21 protein-coding genes are annotated in these 18,310 nt (G+C 62.0%); 19 read left to right on the top strand and 2 right to left on the bottom strand.

The window, feature by feature from the left end:
- Window positions 1-141 precede the first annotated feature (141 nt).
- Window positions 142-726 carry an SIS domain-containing protein gene (locus ACODSD_RS02605; protein WP_107801259.1) on the bottom strand — a complete coding sequence of 195 codons (585 nt, stop codon included), beginning with the start codon at window positions 724-726 and terminating at the stop codon, window positions 142-144.
- 61 nt (window positions 727-787) lie between these two features.
- Window positions 788-1,507, bottom strand: coding sequence for a S24 family peptidase (locus ACODSD_RS02600; protein WP_158274387.1), 720 nt, complete (start codon window positions 1,505-1,507; stop codon window positions 788-790).
- Between the two features lie 329 nt (window positions 1,508-1,836).
- On the opposite strand from ACODSD_RS02600, the gene ACODSD_RS02595 reads away from it, so the two are divergent.
- From ACODSD_RS02595 to ACODSD_RS02505, 19 genes are all read left to right on the top strand, one after another.
- Complete coding sequence (locus ACODSD_RS02595) at window positions 1,837-2,250, top strand: Mor transcription activator family protein (protein ID WP_048415913.1); 414 nt, start codon at window positions 1,837-1,839, stop codon at window positions 2,248-2,250.
- A gap of 150 nt (window positions 2,251-2,400) precedes the next feature.
- The gene (locus tag ACODSD_RS02590) at window positions 2,401-2,823 is read left to right on the top strand and encodes a M15 family metallopeptidase (RefSeq protein ID WP_107801257.1); all 423 of its coding nucleotides are present in this window, start codon (window positions 2,401-2,403) and stop codon (window positions 2,821-2,823) included.
- Window positions 2,820-3,044 carry a hypothetical protein gene (locus ACODSD_RS02585; protein ID WP_227105798.1) on the top strand — a complete coding sequence of 75 codons (225 nt, stop codon included), beginning with the start codon at window positions 2,820-2,822 and terminating at the stop codon, window positions 3,042-3,044. Before ACODSD_RS02590 ends, ACODSD_RS02585 begins: the two co-directional genes overlap by 4 nt.
- Complete coding sequence (locus ACODSD_RS02580) at window positions 3,044-3,622, top strand: hypothetical protein (protein WP_146176760.1); 579 nt, start codon at window positions 3,044-3,046, stop codon at window positions 3,620-3,622. Before ACODSD_RS02585 ends, ACODSD_RS02580 begins: the two co-directional genes overlap by 1 nt.
- Entirely contained in the window at window positions 3,619-3,816 is a 198-nt protein-coding gene (locus ACODSD_RS02575) for a TraR/DksA family transcriptional regulator (protein ID WP_043589247.1), read from the top strand. Before ACODSD_RS02580 ends, ACODSD_RS02575 begins: the two co-directional genes overlap by 4 nt.
- A gap of 14 nt (window positions 3,817-3,830) precedes the next feature.
- Complete coding sequence (locus tag ACODSD_RS02570; protein ID WP_019102036.1) at window positions 3,831-4,046, top strand: hypothetical protein; 216 nt, start codon at window positions 3,831-3,833, stop codon at window positions 4,044-4,046.
- A gap of 158 nt (window positions 4,047-4,204) precedes the next feature.
- Window positions 4,205-5,485 carry a tail fiber protein gene (locus tag ACODSD_RS02565; RefSeq protein WP_488876727.1) on the top strand — a complete coding sequence of 427 codons (1,281 nt, stop codon included), beginning with the start codon at window positions 4,205-4,207 and terminating at the stop codon, window positions 5,483-5,485.
- A 116-nt stretch (window positions 5,486-5,601) separates the two neighbouring features.
- Window positions 5,602-6,300: a DUF1834 family protein gene (locus ACODSD_RS02560; RefSeq protein ID WP_107801254.1), complete on the top strand. Its 699-nt coding sequence runs from the start codon at window positions 5,602-5,604 to the stop codon at window positions 6,298-6,300.
- Between the two features lie 75 nt (window positions 6,301-6,375).
- A complete protein-coding gene (locus ACODSD_RS02555; RefSeq protein ID WP_488876726.1) occupies window positions 6,376-7,797 on the top strand; it encodes a phage tail sheath C-terminal domain-containing protein in 1,422 nt (473 codons plus the stop codon).
- Window positions 7,798-7,951: 154 nt separating this feature from the next.
- Window positions 7,952-8,326 carry a phage tail protein gene (locus ACODSD_RS02550; RefSeq protein ID WP_474455037.1) on the top strand — a complete coding sequence of 125 codons (375 nt, stop codon included), beginning with the start codon at window positions 7,952-7,954 and terminating at the stop codon, window positions 8,324-8,326.
- 82 nt (window positions 8,327-8,408) lie between these two features.
- Window positions 8,409-10,295: an NlpC/P60 family protein gene (locus ACODSD_RS02545; RefSeq protein ID WP_474455036.1), complete on the top strand. Its 1,887-nt coding sequence runs from the start codon at window positions 8,409-8,411 to the stop codon at window positions 10,293-10,295.
- On the top strand, window positions 10,295-11,602 hold the full coding sequence (locus ACODSD_RS02540) for a DNA circularization protein (RefSeq protein ID WP_488876725.1): 1,308 nt from the start codon (window positions 10,295-10,297) through the stop codon (window positions 11,600-11,602). Before ACODSD_RS02545 ends, ACODSD_RS02540 begins: the two co-directional genes overlap by 1 nt.
- Window positions 11,586-12,644: a phage baseplate assembly protein gene (locus tag ACODSD_RS02535; RefSeq protein WP_227105782.1), complete on the top strand. Its 1,059-nt coding sequence runs from the start codon at window positions 11,586-11,588 to the stop codon at window positions 12,642-12,644. The genes ACODSD_RS02540 and ACODSD_RS02535 overlap by 17 nt, the downstream gene beginning before the upstream one ends.
- Before the next feature lie 20 nt (window positions 12,645-12,664).
- A complete protein-coding gene (locus ACODSD_RS02530) occupies window positions 12,665-13,264 on the top strand; it encodes a phage baseplate assembly protein V (RefSeq protein WP_474455033.1) in 600 nt (199 codons plus the stop codon).
- A gap of 106 nt (window positions 13,265-13,370) precedes the next feature.
- Window positions 13,371-13,721, top strand: coding sequence for a phage GP46 family protein (locus ACODSD_RS02525; protein ID WP_107801249.1), 351 nt, complete (start codon window positions 13,371-13,373; stop codon window positions 13,719-13,721).
- Entirely contained in the window at window positions 13,721-14,785 is a 1,065-nt protein-coding gene (locus ACODSD_RS02520) for a baseplate J/gp47 family protein (RefSeq protein ID WP_488876724.1), read from the top strand. The genes ACODSD_RS02525 and ACODSD_RS02520 overlap by 1 nt, the downstream gene beginning before the upstream one ends.
- Window positions 14,782-15,360 carry a YmfQ family protein gene (locus ACODSD_RS02515; RefSeq protein WP_253315718.1) on the top strand — a complete coding sequence of 193 codons (579 nt, stop codon included), beginning with the start codon at window positions 14,782-14,784 and terminating at the stop codon, window positions 15,358-15,360. The genes ACODSD_RS02520 and ACODSD_RS02515 overlap by 4 nt, the downstream gene beginning before the upstream one ends.
- A gap of 282 nt (window positions 15,361-15,642) precedes the next feature.
- Window positions 15,643-17,049 (top strand): hypothetical protein, encoded by a 1,407-nt coding sequence (locus ACODSD_RS02510; RefSeq protein ID WP_488876723.1) that lies wholly within the window; start codon window positions 15,643-15,645, stop codon window positions 17,047-17,049.
- A 193-nt stretch (window positions 17,050-17,242) separates the two neighbouring features.
- Entirely contained in the window at window positions 17,243-18,244 is a 1,002-nt protein-coding gene (locus ACODSD_RS02505; protein ID WP_488876722.1) for a hypothetical protein, read from the top strand.
- Window positions 18,245-18,310: the final 66 nt, after the last annotated feature.

The following is an 18,310-nucleotide window of genomic DNA, read 5'->3' as shown; positions in this document are numbered from 1 at the left end:
CGCCGCCGTAAAGCAAAACCGCCGCCGGGTTGACCGGGCGGCGGTTTTTTACGCGGCGCCGTCATGCCGTTGTACTGACAGGCGTCGCATAGGGCGCGGCGCGCGTCTTCCGCACAATGGCAAGCGTGACGAAAGGGGAACTCAATAGTTTTCCGGGCAGAAGTGGCGTTCCACCAATTCAATCAGGATGTGCAGCACCTTGATGTGCAGTTCCTGCACCCGGTCCGCGAACTGACCGCCGGGCGTGTTGACGTAGACGTCGGCCAGCGGCTCCAGCCGCGTGCCGGCGCGGCCGGTGAGGATGATGACCTTGACGCCCATGTCGCGGGCCACCTCCGCGGCGTTGACGATGGTCTGGCTGTTGCCGCTGGTGCTGATGCCGATCAGCACGTCGCCGGCGCGGGCGTGGCTTTCCAGATAGCGCGAAAACACGAACTCGTAGCCGTAGTCGTTGGCCACGCAAGTCATGTGGCTGGGGTCGGAAATGGCGACCGCGGCCATGCCGCGGCGGTTCTTGCGATAGCGGCCGGTCAGTTCCTCGGCGAAATGCATGGCGTCGCACATCGAACCGCCATTGCCGCAGGAAAAGACGCGTCCGCCGGCCGTCAGGCTGGCGATCAGGGTTTGCGCCGCTGCGTCGATGCTGGCCAGCGCTTCCGGGTTGGCCAGCAGATTGGCCAAGGCGGTTTGCGCCTCGCTCAGGCTGGCTTCGATGTGTTGAATCATGGTGGTGTCTCGTTTCATGCGGTGCGGCAAAACAGCAGTTTACACCCGCGTCGGGTCCGGGTCAGCCGATCTGGCGGCCAAACCAGACCACGCGGCCGATGACCTCGAACTCGCCGGTATTGCGTTGCAGGTCCACGGTGAAGGTCTCGTACAAGGGATTGGCGCTGCGCACCTGCACCGCGCCGCCGGGCAAACGCTGCAACTGTTTGACGAAGATGTCCTCGCCCATGCGGATCACGTACAGGCCCTCGCCGGGGGAGTGCTCGGCGGTGTTGACCAGGATGGTGTCGCGATCCTCCAGCACGCCGCTCATGCTGTCGCCCTTGACGCTGATCACCGCCAAGTCCCGGGCGGAGGCGTTCAGATGGTTCTTGATCCAGTATTTGCGGAAGGCCATATAGAACATCGGCGCCTCTTCGCTGGCATTGGAACCAAAGCCGGCCGAAGCCTTCAGGTTATAGCGCGGGATGAAACAGAACTCATCATGGACGTTGTCGGGTACAAAACAGTCCGAATCGCGTTCTAGTCTAATCGAGGCGCCTACCGGCGGCGCCGCGTCGTACTGCGGGCCGCTGCCGTGCAATAGCCATTCCAGCCTGCAACCGCTGGCCTCCGCAATCTTGCTGGCGGTGGCCGCGCGCGGCACGCCGCCGTGATACCACATATTGGTGAACGAGCCTTTGTTGATTCCAATGCGAGTGGCCCAGGCGTAGGGCTTCTCCGCGCCTATCAACGACTCCAGCCGCTGTTTGAAGTCACTCTGTTCCAAGTTTTTTTCCATATAGAACTCCATTTGGCGTGCGAGGCCGGCGCCCCGGCCCGGTCAAATGCCCTGTACAAAAGGACAGGTAGTGACATCGTACTAATTGATCGGTTTTATATTTTGAACTAAAATGGCACTCATGCACCTGGGTAAAGTTCAAAACAAATATGCCCCCAGCCATCCCCCCGTAGAAGAATATGCTATCGAGGCCGATTTCAATAGAATTCATGGGCTTGACAGCGTTTAGAACACGAGTTCTAAATGCGAACGGCGTACATGGCCTTGATTAATTATAACTCATTTAGAACTTATCGTCTTTGTTCCGTGCTCACAAGGAGATTTCCGCGATGACCGTAGCCAATATTGCCCCGGCCCTGCCCGAAACCATGCGCCTGGTGGCTGAGCTGATCGGGCTGCCGCGCACCTTGCAACTGGTGCAGGCGCTGGGCGGCACCACCTTGCCCATCTCCAAAAACCAAAGCAAGGCGGGCCAGCTGCGCTTCGCCGCGTTGGTGGAGGTGATAGGGGAGGACGCCGCCGCCAGTCTGACCCATCATTTTGGCGGCGACATCCTGTACGTGCCGCGTTGCAGCCAAGCCTTGCGTCTGGCGCGCAATCAGCAGCTGTTGAGCGACTTCGATCAGCTGCTGGACCAAGGCCTGGGCGCCAACGAGGCGGTCAGCGTGCTGGCCATCCGCTTCCAACTGAGCGACCGCATGGTGTGGCGCGTGCTGAAAACGCCCAGTCAAGATCTGCATTAAGGCTGTACTCCGCTTCTCCTCTCTTCCGATTTCTCCTGTTTGTTTTCAGCCGGTTCCGCCTCTGCCTGGCAGGGCAGCGCGCGCGCCGCGCAAGGCGGCCGGCTTGCGGCCGGCCGATGAGCCACGTTTCGCCAACAACAAGGAGTTTTCATGGCCAGCAGAGCTATTTCCGACCTGCATCCGCAGTTGCAACCCCTGGCCGAGGCCTTTGTGCGGCGCTGCCGCGACGCCGGCGTGGAGGCTTTGATCACCTGCACCTGGCGCTCCGGCGCGGAACAGGACGCCTTGTACGCGCAGGGCCGCAGCCGGCCCGGTCTCAAGGTCACCAACGCCCGCGCGGGCCAGTCCGCGCACAACGCCATGTTGCACGGCAGTCCGGCCGCGCGAGCCTTCGACGTGGTGCCGCTGATTGGCGGCAAGCCGGTCTGGGACGCCCACCATCCGCACTGGCAGCTGATGGGCGAGATCGGCGCCGCGCTAGGCCTGAATTGGTATGGCCGACCGGACGCGCCATTCCGCGAGTTTCCCCACTTTGAGTTGAATCCGACCGACCTCGACAAGGAGAAAAAATGATGCGTCTGTCCGACTTGCTGACCCGGCCCGGCGGCCGCCGGCTGAGCCATTCCCGGCTGTGGGCGAACATCGCCTGCGCGGCGGCCACGCTCTTGTTCGTGGTGGAAGGGCTGCGCGGCACCCTGGGTGCGGATATCTGGCTGATTTATCTCGGCATCGTCGGCGGCTACTCCGCCGGCTTGCGGCTGATCGCCGCCTGGCGCGATCGAGGCGGGCGCTGATGGGGCCGGGCTTCGCATGGCTGAAATTGGGGGGCTGGCTGCTGCCGCCCTTGCTGGCGGCGGGCCTGGCCTACCCGCTGGGGCTGCGTCACGGCGCGGAGAACTGGCGCGCGCGCTTGGCCGAACAGCGGGCGGCGGATCAAGGCCGCCAGGCCGCGGAAGCGGAGCGCGCCCAATTGCAACTGCAGGCGGCCTTGCAGCAGCAGCAACGTCTGCGCGAACTGCTGGGCAGGCAGGAGGCGCGCTTGTTGAGTCAGCAACAGGATCTGCAGCAGCGGCTGCGAGACCAGAAACAAAGGATCGAATATGTCGTGCAACAGGATGGCGGCCGCTATGGCGGCCTTGGCCCTGACAGCCTGCGCCTCTACCGGCAAGTCCTCGGCTACGCCGCCGCCGCAGTGCCCGCAACCGACCCCGTATCTATTGCAAATCCCCATCAAGCCGCCTCCGCCGGCGCCGGGCTACCGGCAGCAGACCTCCTGGCTCACGCCGCCGATTACGGCGCCTGGTGCCAGCAGCTGGAACAAAGGCTGACGGCGCTCGGCGGGCTGTTTACTTCCGAAGGACCACAACCATGAGCGACTTTTTCGATCGGGCCAGCGAGCTGGAAACCGAGTTCCGCGAGCAAGCGATTGCCCGCCATTACCAGCAGTTCGACCAGACAGGCTACAGCCACTGCGAGGATTGCGGCGACCCCATTCCGTCCGCGCGACGGGCGATCATGCCCAGCTGCACCCGCTGCGTGATTTGCCAACAACTGGCCGAAGGCTGAAAGGCGGGTTTCACGTGGAACATGACAATCTGATGGCCCTGGGCCGCATAGAAGGCAAGCTGGACATGATCGTGGCCCACCTCGCCAAACAAGACAAAAAACTGGAAGAGCTGGACAGCCGCCTGCGCGACGTCGAAGTCCAGGCCGCGCGCAGCGGCGCCTTGTCCGGCGCGGTGTCCGCGCTGGCGGTGACGCTGCTGGGCGAGTTCCTCAAGCGCTTAATCCACTGAGCGCGCAAACAGCTTTGGCGTAAATGCCGCGCGTGCATTTCTACACCGGTTCCAAGTTATTTTCCTCCCCCCGCCCACGCGCTGCGGATCGGTAACAGCATCCAAGGCGCGACGCCGATTCTGCCTCGTATTCAATCAACCCAGAGAAGGAGAGCCAGATGTCGAACACGACTGTCTGCATCAAGCCGCAATTCCAGGTCAATGTCCTGGGGCAAGCGGAAACCAATCCCGTACGTATCGAAATGAATCAGTGCTGCTGCGACGACGGCGCAAACTCGGGCGCTTCGGTTCCGAGCGGCGCCATCCAGTATTTCGCCCGCAAGGAAGCGCCGGCGGGCTGGATCAAGGCGGATGGCTCGCTGGTGTCCAAACAGCAATATGCCTCTTTGTACCAGGCTATTGGCGATATGTTCGCCAACAAGGAAATGGACACGGATATCCAGGCGCTGCTCAAGTTTGACGATCGCAACAAATTGATCGATCTGATCAGCGGCAAAGAGGCGGTGCTGGTGGGCGCCGCGAACCTGAGCTCCGAGCAAAGCAAATTCGGCAAAACCAGTTTGCAGACCAAGGCCAAGGGCCATTACGCCCGCTTCACCGTGCAAAGCAAGTTCAACCCGGACGCGTTCACGATTGAAGGCTGGCATTACCCGATGTTCACCGGTCATCCCAACTGGATTTTCGGCATGAACGCTTCGGCGCCCTGGGGCGAGATCGGTCTCGGCATCCATTCGCAGACCAAGGCGCCGATGGTTTGGTTGGCCGGTCCCGGTTCCGGTTTTATCTGCGAAGGCGTACAGGGCCAGGCCAATGCGTTTCCTGAGGCCCGCTGGTATCACATCGCGCTGTGTTACGACGGCGCGACCTATCGCCTGTTTGTCGACGGCAAGCTGGCGTGGAGCCTGAAGACTGAGCTGAAAGTCAATATTCCGGACAACACCATCGTGTTCTCGGTGGATGGCCACGACCCGATTTACGCCGACTCCGCCGGCGGCTACTTCCAGGATTGGATGATTTCCAAGAAGTGCCGCTACCAGGCCGAGTTCACTCCGCCAGGTGAACAAACCGGCTCGTCCCGTCCGGAAAACACCGAGCTGTTTCAATTGCCCGATCTGCGCGGCGAATTCATCCGTGGTTGGGACGATGGCCGCGGTGTCGATCCGGCTCGCAAGCTCGGCAGCGCGCAGAAGGGCACGTTGGTCGCCGCCAACGAGTATTTCAGCGACAACGAGCTGTACAACATCAGCACCAATGTCGGCACCGGTCAGGCTGCAGCCGGCACCGCGGCCTTCGGCGCGGATGTTCCGGACCTGGCCGGCTACCCCGGTCTGGAAATGCACTATGTGACCGGCGTCAAGGGCGCGCTGAGCAACTACCTCAGTTCGGTCGGCGCCGCCCGTCCTCGCAACCTCGCTCTGCTGGCCTGCATCAAGGCCTGATCCACCTCGGCCGCGCCCGCGGCAGCAAGCCCCCACTGACATCGCTCAGCTAAGCGCAAAACCGCGGGCGCGAGACAATAGCCGTATCGATAAACCGCTGAATCATTGAGGAAATCATGTCCCAGCTGATCCAACTGCAAGACGCCATCGCCGACCGCCTGCGCCAAGGCCTGGGCCGCATGGTGCGCGAAGTGGCGGCCGATCTGGACGAAACCGGCCTCTGCGGGCTGGATCTGGCGCAAGGTCGTTACCAAAGCCGGCTGACGCCGGCGGCGGGCAGCCCGGGTCTGAATCCGCAGGCGCTGGCGCGCTTGCCGGCGTTGTGGACCGTGGCCGGCGGCGTTATCGCCTGCCAGCCTTCGGCCAGCCAACGCCAGCGCTACAAGGCGCAGGCCCGCTTCACCGTCATCGTCGGCGACCGCCTGCAGGCGGATCGCGGCTACGCCGGCGCCGGCGTCTGGCAGCTGGTTTACGCGGTGCGTCGCTTGCTGGCGGCCCAGGATTTCGGCCTGGCGGTGTCGCCGCTGATTCCCGAGCAAGTGCGACCGCTGGCTCAGGCGCAGCGGGACGGCGAGCCTTGGAGCCTGGTGGCTTGCGATTTCGCCACCCACTGGCTGGACGAGGCGCTGGACAACGGCCACTGGCCGTCGCCGCAAGGCGAGACGGATCCGGACCAGCTGTTCGCCCGCTTCGGCGGCAGGCTGGAAGGTCCCGCCGCCGAATGGCGCAGCACCCGGCTGGACTACAGCCTGGACGGCAAAACGGCCGTCAAGGCCCAGGATGTCGTGCTGCAGCCCAAGCCGCCCGCCGTTTGATTTTTCGCAGTATCCCGCCGCGCTGTCCGGCGCGGCGACTTTCCCCCAACCGCATCAATCAGGAGCCCATACTTTATGGCCAGCCCCAACATCAGCTTCGACCAGATTCCGGCGTCCATCCGCAAGCCGGGCAAATACTTCGAGTTCAACACCAAGCTGGCGGTGCGCACCCTGCCGGGCAATCCGCAGCGCGTGCTGGTGATCGGCCAGCGTTTCGCCGACTCCGCTCAACCGGCTCTGGCCGCGCTGGACGTGTTCAGCGACGAGCAGGCCGCCCAGGCTTTCGGCCGCGGCTCCTACGCCCATCTGTTGGCCCGCGCCGCCATCAACGCCAACCCCTATCTGCAACTCAGCGTGATCGCGGTTGACGACGCGGACAGCGCCGCCGCCGCCGTCGGCACCTTCACCTTCACCGGCCCGGCCACCGGCGCCGGCGTGGCCAGCCTGTTCATCGGCGGCCGCCGCATCGACGTGGCCGTGGCCGCAGGCGATGACGCCGCCAAGATCGCCGCTGCCGCCAAGACCGCCGTCGACAAGCTGGCGGATCTGCCGGTGACCGCCGCCGCGGCCAAGGAAGTGCTGACCCTGACCGCTCGCCACAAGGGCGCGGCCGGCAACGCCGTCGCCTTGAAAGCGCAGGAACAGATCGCCGGCCTCGGCATCACCGTGGGCGCGATGAAGGGCGGCGCCGCCGATCCGGACATCGCTCCGGCGCTGGCGGCCGTGGTCAGCGGCGGCCACCACATCGTGGTCAACCCCTTCAACAACGACACCGCCTTCACCGCGCTGCGCACCCATCTGGACTTCGTGTCCGGTCCGATGGAGCAACGCGGCGCCATCGGCGTGGTCGGCGCCGTCGGCGCGCTGTCGGAAGTCAGCGCCGTCGCCTCCAAACTGGCCAGCGGCCGCGTCAGCGCCGCCTGGTATCGCGGCTCCGCCAAGCTGCCGGGCGAACTGGCCGCCGCTTACGCCGCAGTGATCGCCAGCGAGGAAGATCCGGCCCGTCCGCTCAACACCCTGGAGCTCAAAGGCCTGGACGTGGTGGAACTGGCCGCCCGCACCAGCCGCACCGAGCAGGAAAACGCCCTCTACAACGGCGTGACCCCGCTGGAAGTGGGCCCGGGCGAACGCGTGCAGATCGTGCGCTCCATCAGCACCTACACCAAGGACGCGCAGGGCGTGGACGATGTGTCGCTGCTGGATCTGACCACCATCCGCACCCTGGACTACGTGCGCCGCGCCTGCCGCGAGCGCGTGGCGCTGCGCTTCCCGCGCGAAAAACTGTCCGATCGCACCCCGTCCAAGGTCCGCTCCGAGCTGCTGGACGTGCTCTACAAGCTGGAAGAGCTGGAAATCATCGAGGCGGTGGAGGCCAACAAGGACGGCCTGATCGTTGAGCGCGACGCGCAAGACGTGAACCGTCTGGACGCCAAGATCCCGGTGGACGTGGTCAACGGCCTGCACGTGTTCGCCGGCCGCATCGATCTGCTGCTGTAAGCGGCGCTGGGTAAACACGCGGGGTGCCGCGGCGCGCCGTCTTGCTCCCGCGCGCTTACCCGGGCGGACCTAGTTTTCCCCCGTTAACGCTTGATCCGGCGGCCCGCCGTCAAACCGGCCGGGCCGCCCACATGAAACCGAAAAGGACATTCACATGGCTTTGAAAGAATACGCAGGTTCGATCGTACTGGAAGTCAACGGCCAGGAAATCGACGTCATCGATCTGAACGTCAGCAGCAAGACCGGCCGCAAGCTGGTGAAAACCATGAACAGCAGCGGCCGCGCCCGCGGCTTCGCGCGCGGCATCTCGGAATACGAGCTGTCCGTCACCGTCTCCATCCCGCTGTCCGGCGAGCTGGACTGGGAAGCGATCGAAGGCGCCAAGCTCACCGAATTCCCGGTGGCGCCGGGCGGCAAGCGCACCAGCTACCTGGACTGCTTCACGCTGGAAGTGGGCGAGAAATACGGTGTGGAGAGCGAAGCGCGCCGCGATATCAAGCTGCTGTCGCTGCGTAAAGTGGTGGAATAAAACCTAGGCATCACCTTTGGAAGACTGCCTGCTATATGGCAGGTAGTTTTCTTCTTATTTTGCATCCCAAAGGACATTGCTCATGGCAAGTAAAAAAAAAGTAAAACCACAGGCACGGGCACGTGATCATGGGTTTGATTACGTTGACCATGCATTAAGATTTCAAAGTCAAGAGAAAATAAAGGGGCTGAGTGACTCTGAGACTAGAGCATATGCATCGGCGGTGATGCAAAGAGAGAGTGGAGGTGTTGTTAATCAAGATAATCATCAAGGGTATTTTGGTCAGTATCAATTCGGTGCTGAAGCATTGGTAGAAACTGGACTGATTGATCGGGAGAAATTCAATCAAAAAATTGCAGAGTTGAAGAAGCAATATGGGGCGAAAAAATGGAGAGCCGCTTGGTATAAAAAAAACAATAGCCTTCAGGAAGAGTTTTTGCGCGACAAGTCAAACTGGAAGACTGAAGGCGGGCTAGAGTCATTTCTTGCAGATAAAGCATTACAAGATAAAAAGTTTGTAGAATATACCAATAAGCAAATTCAACAGGGCATTCACTTTAAAGCAATAAGTGAAAAAGATTCAGCGGAAACGTTGGCAGCTTATGCCGGCGCTGCTCATTTAAAAGGCGCAGGCGGTGCTAATGCGCTATTTAAAAATAATAATGCTGTACGAGATGGTAATGGAACCTCTACTGTAGAGTATGCTGTTTTGGCACGAAAAGCTATCAAAGAGTTAGCGCCGAAAGTTGCTGATGGGTCTAAGCATCTTAATGCTAGTCAAAGTAAAATACATCAAAAAAAACAAGAAGGTAATGGCAACGGAAAAACAAAAACATTCTTAAAGCTTATGGAGGATGAGGCTCAAAAGCAAATTGAAATGCTGATGTCTTTGACGAAGTCAGAAGATACTGGGAAAAAAGAAAATGAATTGAGCATTGTCAATAGCCAGGGTGCCAAAATCATACAGGCGGCAAAATCCTATTTTGTCCCGGGTCGTTTCGAGTATGGAAGGCCGGATGGAAAAAATAAAAACAAATCACCTAACGGTAAAACTGATGCGAGTCGATTAGAGAAGGATGGTGATGGTGATGGTCTAAAAGGGGTTGACTGCTCTGCATTGGTTTGGCGCGCGTTGGTGGAGAGTGGCATAAGTCTTGATGGCTTACCGTCTCAAGCTGGGTTTACAACTCGTAGTTTATTTAATGGAGATAATGTTACTAACCTAGCTAAGAAAAACTTTACGCCTATTCCAAAAAATAAGGCCCTTGAACCAGGAGCGATGCAACCTGGTGACCTAATGATGTTCAGTGGACGTGGTGGACAGCATGTGGCAATTTTTGAGGGGTATGATAAAGATGGGAAGGCCAAGTTCTTTGGTTCTCAAACAAGTACAGGTCCTGCAACAACATATTTGCAAAAAGATAAGTGGAATGAAAAATTTAAAGGGGTGCTAAGGCTAAAAAGTGTTGCAGATAATCAAGTAAATAATATTGAAAAAATAGAGAAAGCTGTCAAAAGAGATTCTGAAAATATAAAGAAGCAAGAGAGGGGTGGGCTTCAAGGAAATAAGCAAGCAGATGTTAGTAGAGAGGGGGCCGTGAAAAAAAACATGCCTGTGAAAGGCTCCGTCGGAAAGCCAGCAGGGGTTACAACGCCGAAGTTTAAAGAGGCTGAGACCCCTAAAAAACAAGGTGCAGTTACTGGTAAAAAGAATGTAACGAAGATAATTCCGTCAGTCTCAGATGCTACACCAGAGCCTGGAGGCGGAGTCGCAATACCTCGTGTCGGTGTAAGTGCTGTCGCTGCAGATGCCATCCAGCTACAAGCTATCTTATCCGCCTTGCAAGCCACCCTGTCCCAACTCAGCAGCGTGCTGTCCCAACCCATCCAAGTCACCGTCGACGTCCAAAACGGCAATATCGTCGCCGCCGTCAACGCCGCCAATAGCCAACAACAAAGGAGAAGCTGATGTTCAATCTCAGTCTGTTTGCCGGTTCCGCCGCCGGCGCGTTGGTGGACGCCAGTTTCCGCGGGGTGCGCTTCGAATGCCTGCGCAGCGTGGACAGCGCCCAGCGCGACCAGGCGATGCACGAATATCCCTATCTGGACGGCGCCGACGTAGAAGACCTGGGCCGCAAGGCGCGCAAGGTTTCGCTCAGCGTCTTCTTCTGGGGCCGCGATTATCAGCAGCGGCTGCGCGACTTCGTCGCCGCGCTGGACCAGGCCGGTCCGGGCGAGTTGATCCACCCGGTATTCGGCAGCATGCCCAAGGCGCAACTGCTGGATTACCAGATCAGTCACGAGGCCGACGCGCCGGATTCCTGCACCGTGGAAGCGAACTGGGTGGAGGCCACGCCGGGCAATCCCTTTTTCGCCAGCCAGCAGCCCTTGCAGCAGGTGGAGGCCATCAGCGCTTTGGCGGCCAAGGCGCGCAGCCTGGGCGGCGAGGCCTTCGCCAAGGCTCAGGGCCTGCTGCAAAACGCCAATACCGCGCTGACCCGGCTGGGCGCGCTGCGCGTGCGCTTGAGCGATACCGTGCGGCAGCTTGCCGGCATGGCGCAGCAAGGCATTGCCCAGGTGGTGGACTTGCTGGCCTATCCGCAAGCCTTCATCGGCCAGGTGACGTCCTTGGTGGACGAGGTCGCCAACTGGCGTTTTGGCGTCAAGCTGGAAATCTGGCCGGGCCTGAAGTGGGAGGCGGAAGCCAAGCTGCCGCAGGCCACCCTGGCCGATTGGAACGCGATGAAGGACAGGCTCAACGGTGTGTCCAAGAAAATCGGCCGCGCGTCCGATGCCTTGAACCAAGCCGGCAAGGCGCTGGAAGTATGGACCGAGGACGAGATCCGCATCGATGCCTTGCTCAAGCTGACCGTGTCCACCTCGATGGCGAACGCCGCCGCCGATCTGTTCCGCTCGGAAGCCGCGCAGCCGACATTGACGCCGCCAGCGCTGGAGCAAGTGGCCGGCGACGTGCGCGCCACCTTGCAGCAGACCATAGAGCAATGGCGCAAGGCGCTGCCGGGCGAGGACGCGCGCCAGGTGATTGAAAGCCTGCGCGATCTGGGCCTGCAGGTGCAGCGCAGCGCCGCCGGCCTGGTGGCCGCCAAGCCGCCCTTGATTACCCGCAAGGTGGAATCCGCCGCCAATCTGCGTCAGCTGGCCCACCTGTGGTACGGCGATAGCGGCCGCGCCGCCGAACTGCTGCGCCTGAATCCGCAGCTGGCGCATCCCAACCATCTGCAAGCAGGAGAGTTGATCCATGGTTACGCCCGCTAAAAGCGCCTCGGCCAAGAACGAAGTCAGCCTGGAGATCGCCGGCAAGGCCCATCGTTACTGGACCCAGTACAGCATCGACTCCGATCTGACCGTGGCCGCCGACGCCTGGCAGGTGTCGCTGGGCCTGCCCGGCGGCGAGGTGCCGCCGGCGGTGGAGCCGGGCGCCGAGGTCAAGGTGCTGGTGGGCGCGGACGTGGTGCTGCAGGGGCGGGTGGACGACATCAGTCACAGCATAGGCGCCGGCAGCCACCAGCTGACGCTGTCGGGCCGGGATCTGGCCGGCATGTTGCTGGACTGCAGCGCGCCGTTGCTCACCGGCAAGGGCATGACGCTGAGCGACGTGCTGGAGAACGTGATCAAGCCGCTGGGCGTCAGCCGGGTGCGCGTGGACGGCAAGGCCAAGGGCCAAATCGAGAAAATCAGCGTGGACCCGGGCAACAGCGCCTGGGACGTGCTCACCCGCGCCGCCGCGGCCAATGGCCTGGCCGCCTGGTTCGATCCGGACGGCACCCTGGTGGTGGGCGGACCGGACTACAGCGCGCCGGCCAAGGCCAAGCTGATCCTGCGTCGCGACGGCAAGGGCAACAATGTGCTCAGCCTGGCGGAAACCCGTTCCCACGCGCCGCGCTACTCGCAGCTGACCCTGCTGGGCCAGGGCCACCGTCAAGCCTTGACCCCGGGCAGACACGATCTCAAGCACCAGTCCGCGGACCCGGATGTTCGTTATCACAAACCGCGCATCGTGGTGGAGCCGGACGCCGCCAACCCGGCGGAACTGGCGGCGCGCGCGGACAAGATGCTGGCCGACGCGCGGCTGGCCGGCTACACCCTTAGCGCCACCGTGGCCGGACATCGCAACAGCGCCGGCGAACTATGGACCCCCGGCCAGCGCATCCAGGTGGAAAGCGAGCCGCACGGCATCAAGGGCGGCACTTATTTCCTGATGGCGCGCACCTTCAGCGGCGGGCGCGGGCAGGGCAGCACTACCCGGCTGACGTTGAAAGAGGACGGCCGCTGGCTGCCGGTCATGCGCAAACGCTGAGACAAAGAAAGGTTGAAACGATGTGGAATGACGTAGACCAGAGAATTCGTCGCGCCTTCAGCAATGTGCGGCAGGGCTTTCGCGCGGTGCTGACCCGGGTGGACAGCGCCGGCGACGTGCAAACCGTGCAGGCCGACGCCTTGGCCGGCGAGCAATTGCAGGACGCCGAGCTGTTCCAGCATTACGGCTACAGCGCCAATCCGCCGCCGGGCAGCATGGCGGTGGTGCTGCCCTTGGGCGGGCGCAGCAGCCACGGCGTGGTGATCGCCACCGAGCACGGCAACTACCGGTTGAAGCAGCTCAAACCCGGCGAAGTGGCGCTGTACAGCGACGAAGGCAGCAAGATCGTGCTTAAACGCGGCCGTTTGATCGAGGTGGAGTGCGACACCTTCAGCCTGCGCTGCAAGAACTGGCAGGTCAACGCCAGCGAACAGGCCAGCTTCACCACGCCCACGCTCAGCACCAGCGCGCAGCTGGTGGCGCAAGGTCAGATCAAAGGCAATGGCGGCATGGCCATTCAGGGCAGCGTCACCGTCAGCGGCGACGTGGTGGCCGGAGGCAAGAGCCTGGTGGGCCACCAGCATAACGGCGTGCACGGTACGACCAGCCCACCGCTGTAAAACACGATTTTCACCAAGCGTGCTGTTGATATCGCTTGTTTGAATGTTCGCCGGCACTGACCCGCGTCCCTTATCCCCAACCCCTGCAAACCCGGAAAATAACGCCATGGACCCTCTATTGGACCCCATCACCGGCGATTACGCCGGCGGCACCACCGACACCCTGGCCAATGCCGTCTACCTGAGGCTGATGACCCCGCTGGGCGGCTGGTGGGCCGATCCCGAACTCGGCTCCCGCCTGCATCTATTGTCTCGCAGCAAGGACAGCAACCAGATCGACCTGCTGGCCTGCCAATACGCCGAACAAGCCTTGCAACCCTTGTTGCGCGACGGACGTGCCCGCCGCGTCGGCGTAGAGGCGCAGCGCCCCGGCAGCGGCCGTTTGCTGCTGCTGGTCGAAGTGGAAGAGGCCGGCGGCCAGACCCGACATTTCCAACACCATGTGAGGATAGCCTGATGCCTTTGTCCACCCCGGATTTTGAAACCATACGCGGCGCGCTGCTGCGCGATCTGCAAAACCTGCGCGCCGACGCCGACGTCGGTCCCGACAGCGACTTTTACGTGCGCGCCAGCTCGGTCGCCAGCGCGGTGGAAGGCTTGTACCAGCATCAAAGCTGGATCGCCCGCCAGATCTTCCCGGACAGCGCCGACCGCGACTATCTGGAACAGCACGCCCGGGTGCGCGGTCTCAGCCGCAAGCCGCCGGTGGCGGCCAAAGGCCTGTTGCAACTGAGCGGCAATCCCGGCGCCGGCTTCGCCGCCGGCCTGAAAGTGCGCTTGGGCGAACAGCTCTACACCACTCAGGCCGGCGGCCAGCTGGATGTGGACGGCCAGGCCCGCGCGGCGGTGGCCGCCGATCTGCCCGGCCTGGCCGGCAATGTGCCGGCGGGCACGGTGGCGGAACTGATGGCCGCGCCCAGCGGCCTGGCCAGCCGCGTCAGCTTCGCCAGCATGGACGGCGGCGTGGACGAAGAGGACGACGCCGCCTTGTTGGCGCGGCTGCTGGAGCTGATCCGTCGCCCGCCGGCCGGCGGCAACCGCCATGATTACCGGCGCTGGGCGCTGGAAGTGCCGGGCGTGTCCGCCGCCTACGTCTACCCGTTGCGCCGCGGCCTCGGCACCGTGGACGTGGTGATCACCGCCCAGGACAGCCTGCCCTCGGCCGACACCCTGGCCGCGGTGCAAGCCCATATCGAGGACCTGCGTCCGGTCACCGCCAAGAACTGCCTGGTGCTGGCGCCCACGCCGCGTCCGGTGGATATCGAGGTGGCGCTGACGGTGGACGGCACCACTGTGCAAGCCGTCACCGAGCCGCTGCGTCAGGTGCTGGCCGCCCATTTCTCCAGCCTGGCCCCCGGCAGCAAGCTGTACAAGAGCCGGCTGGAAGCCTTGATCTCCGACCTGCCCGGCGTGGTGGACCGTCAATTGCTGTCGCCCGCCGACAATATCGCGCCGGCGGTGAATGAGAAAACGGTGGAATGGCTGCGCCTGGGCAAACTCACGGTGAGGGGGATGCAATGAGTCCGCAAACCCCGCATAGCGAACTGCTGACGCGCTTGCTGCCGCCGGTCAGCTACAGTCCGGACGGACCGCGGCTGCAAGCCGAGCTGGGCAGCGAAGGCGCGGCACTGGACCGGGTACAGAACGGCGCCCGGCAGCTGGTGGGCGCCACCACGCCGCTGCTGGCCGAAGGCCTGCTGCCGGACTGGGAGCGCGTCTGCGGCCTGACCCCGCCGACGGATGCGCCCTACCAGCAGCGCCAGCAGGCGGTGCTGGCCAAGCTGGCGGAAACCGGCGGCCTGTCCATTCCCTACTTCACCCGGCTGGCGTCGGGCATGGGCTACCGCATCGCCATCAGCGAGCCGCAGCCGTTCCGCGCCGGTCTCAACCGCGCCGGCCAGCAGCTGTGGACGGCGGACATCCCTTGGGTGTGGCAAGTCACCGTGTTCGGCGCCAAGACCCGGCCGTACTTTTTCCGCGCCGGCCAGTCGCTGGCCGGAGAACGCCTGACCACCTTCGGCGACCCGCGGCTGGAAGATCTGTTCAAGGATCTGAAGCCGGCCCATACCTACGTCTACTTCGCCTACCAGCCTTAAACCGCGCCGAGCGCGGACCTTCCCGTCTTTTCTCCCTTCCCCTCACAGCCCCGCCCCGGCGGGCGGGAGCCTGTGCTCTTTCCCTTCCTTCAGGAGCGCTCCATGCAAGACCCCCAATCCACGGCAAACCCCGATCAAAACAAAGACCTTGCGGCCGACCCCGCGCCGGTTCCGGCGTCTTCGGTCTTCGATACGCAGCAGGAGGTTTGGGCGCGCCTAGGCAGCCAATCCCAGCAAACCCCGTCCCTATCCTGATTCATTCACTGTTTTTTGGAGAGACTGATGAAAGATGTCATCAAGCCGGTTCCCACGCCGGACACCCTGTTTCACGACGGCAACCCCAGCAGCGGCGAGCTGGGCACCATTGTCGGCGCCGACTGGCTGAACAACGTCCAGTCCGCGGTCATCGCCAGCCAAGAGGAGCTGTTGACCGTGGTCAAAAGCAGCGGCCAGAACGCGGACCCGGCGCGCAAAGACCAGTTGCTGCAGGCGGTGAAGCAGATCGCCTGGGGCGGCGCCAGCAAGCCGACCACGCTGGCCGGCTACGGCATCACCGATGCGATGAAGACCGACGATTGGGGGATAAACGGCTACAAGGAGCTGCAAGTGGGCCCCGGCCGCGAGTTCGCCGACATCGCCAGCGCCTGGAACAGCCTCAACGGCAAAACCCTGAAGACCGACGTGCTGATCAAGGTGGACGATGGTCAATACACGTCGACCGGCATTGGCTTGGGCAACCAGCCTTTCGCCAGCCGCATCCGTATCCGCGGCAATATCGCCAACCCCTCGGCTTGTCAGATCCGCTTCATCGCCGACGCCAACAAGGTCAGCCACGGCGTGGTGTTCTCCAATGCCCGCGGCGTCGAATTTTCCGGTTTTCACTTGATCGGCGAAGCCACCGAAAACAACTGGACCCATCGTTGCCTGCATATCGGCGAAGGCTCCTGGGTTTGGGGCGCGGAAAGCTCTTTGATCCTGGAGGGCGCGAGCAGCGGCCTGCAAGTGGAGCAAAACTCCCGCTTCAGCAACAGCAAGCTGAGGGTTAACAAGGTTAAAGAGTGGGGCGCCGCTGTCGGCGGCGGCTCCCACTGCGAGCTGCACAACTTGAACATTGTCGGCGAGGGCAAGAACTATCTGACCAAGGTGCCATTGCGCCTGGATATCAACGACCGCAGTACCAATCCGCAAGGGATAATATGCGCGGATACCAGCCGAGCTTGGGTAACCGAGGGGCGTATTACCGGGGTGCGAACTGGTTTTGCCTCCGCCCGCAACGCCTATCTCTGGTGCGATGGTAGCGTGGTGGAGCAATCGGGGGTCGGCTTCGAGGCGCATTCTGGCGCTGTGACATGGAATCATGGTTCCGGACCTGTGCCGTCTTTGCCGCAGGGGCGGCGCGGCAAGGCGCTCAATTGCGATACGGGTTTCCAAGCGGTTTGGGCTGGGGTGATTTACGCGCCGATGGCCATTGCGGAAAACTGCAACAATGGGTTTAGAGCGCTTTGCGGAACGACCATGGTAATTAATGGCGGTTGGGCAAAGAACTGCCAGGTGGGGTTTGAGACCTACAGCACCAGTTATTTGGAGGCCTACGACACCAAGGCCGCATCGACCGGTTGCCCGACGGTATATTCGCCGGCCACCAGCGGCGTGGCGGGCAATGCCAACAGCGTGCTCAGCTTCAGTTAAGTCGGCCAAGCGCACGCCAGCCGCATCCTTTCCGGATGCGGCTTTTTTTGCGGCTATGGCACTGACACCCGTCGCCTGCCGCCTTGCGCGCGTTTCCCGCAAAATCGTTCCCAGTCATTTCAGCAGCGACAGCTGTCATCGGCCTCCGGCCGATTTTTCTTTTCGCCTTTTCTTATCCGCGGGAGACGATTCCATGCAAGAAGCACTCAAGCCCATCAACACGCCGGACACTCTGTTTCACGACGGCAACCCCACCACCGGCGAACTGGGCACCATCGTCAGCGCCGACTGGTTGAACAACCTGCAACTGGCTACGCGCTCGGCTCAGGAGGAGCTGATCTCCCTGATCAAGGACAGCGGTCAGACGCTGGACGCCAGCCGCAAGGACCAGCTGTTGCAGGCGGTGAAAAAAATGGCCTGGGGCGGAGACAGCAAGCCGACCACATTGGCGGGCTATGGCATTAGCGACGGCGCGACCAAGGCCGAGGTGTCGGTCAAGGCCGACAAGGCCAGCACCCTGGCCGGCTATGGCATCCAGGATGGCATCACCGTGGCCATGTTGCCGCGCCGCAACCTGCTGGCGGATGGCGGCCGCTTCTTTGATCCGTTCACGCCGGAGGGCATGGTGCAGGCGAGAACCAACCAGATTACCGCGCCGTTTGCTACACCCATGCATGCTGTTTCCTATAGCCAGAGTGTCGGTTCGGTGGGGCGTTTCATTCACGATAATGGCTCGTTTGAGGGCACGGGTCCGAAGCTGACGCAGCCGGTGGTGGATTTGCTGAATGCAATGGAGCGTGGAAACAAACGTTATGGTTACGAGTTTCACATTGCGGAGGTGCACTGCGGCGCTTTGACCTATTCGCCGCAAGTGTTGGATGGCAAAAATATGGCGGTGGCGCTGGCGTACGGGGTTGGCACCGAAGGGCCGGTCACTTTTATGAATTGGCTGCGTTGCATCAGCGGCTCTATCTACTATGACTACGGCCAGTATCGTAATGGCAAGGTTGCGGAGAACAAGCGCATCACGCCCAGCGATGGTTGGGTGCATCTGGCTGGAGTCGGGGATTGGGGCGGCGGCTACAGCATCAGTCATGTCTACGCCGAGAATAACTCGGTCTTCCAACTGGCCTTGCCTGCAGCGCTGTCCGGTATGCATGGCGGCTACGTACACAAAGCGCCGATCGCGCCGTAAACATCATTGGTTTTCAAGTATGGCAATCCTGCGGGGTTGCCATTTTTTTGCCTGCTCGCCACTGAC

The sequence above is a fragment of the Chromobacterium sp. FG22 genome, assembly GCF_057809415.1.
This window is presented reverse-complemented; position numbering and strand designations above follow the sequence as displayed.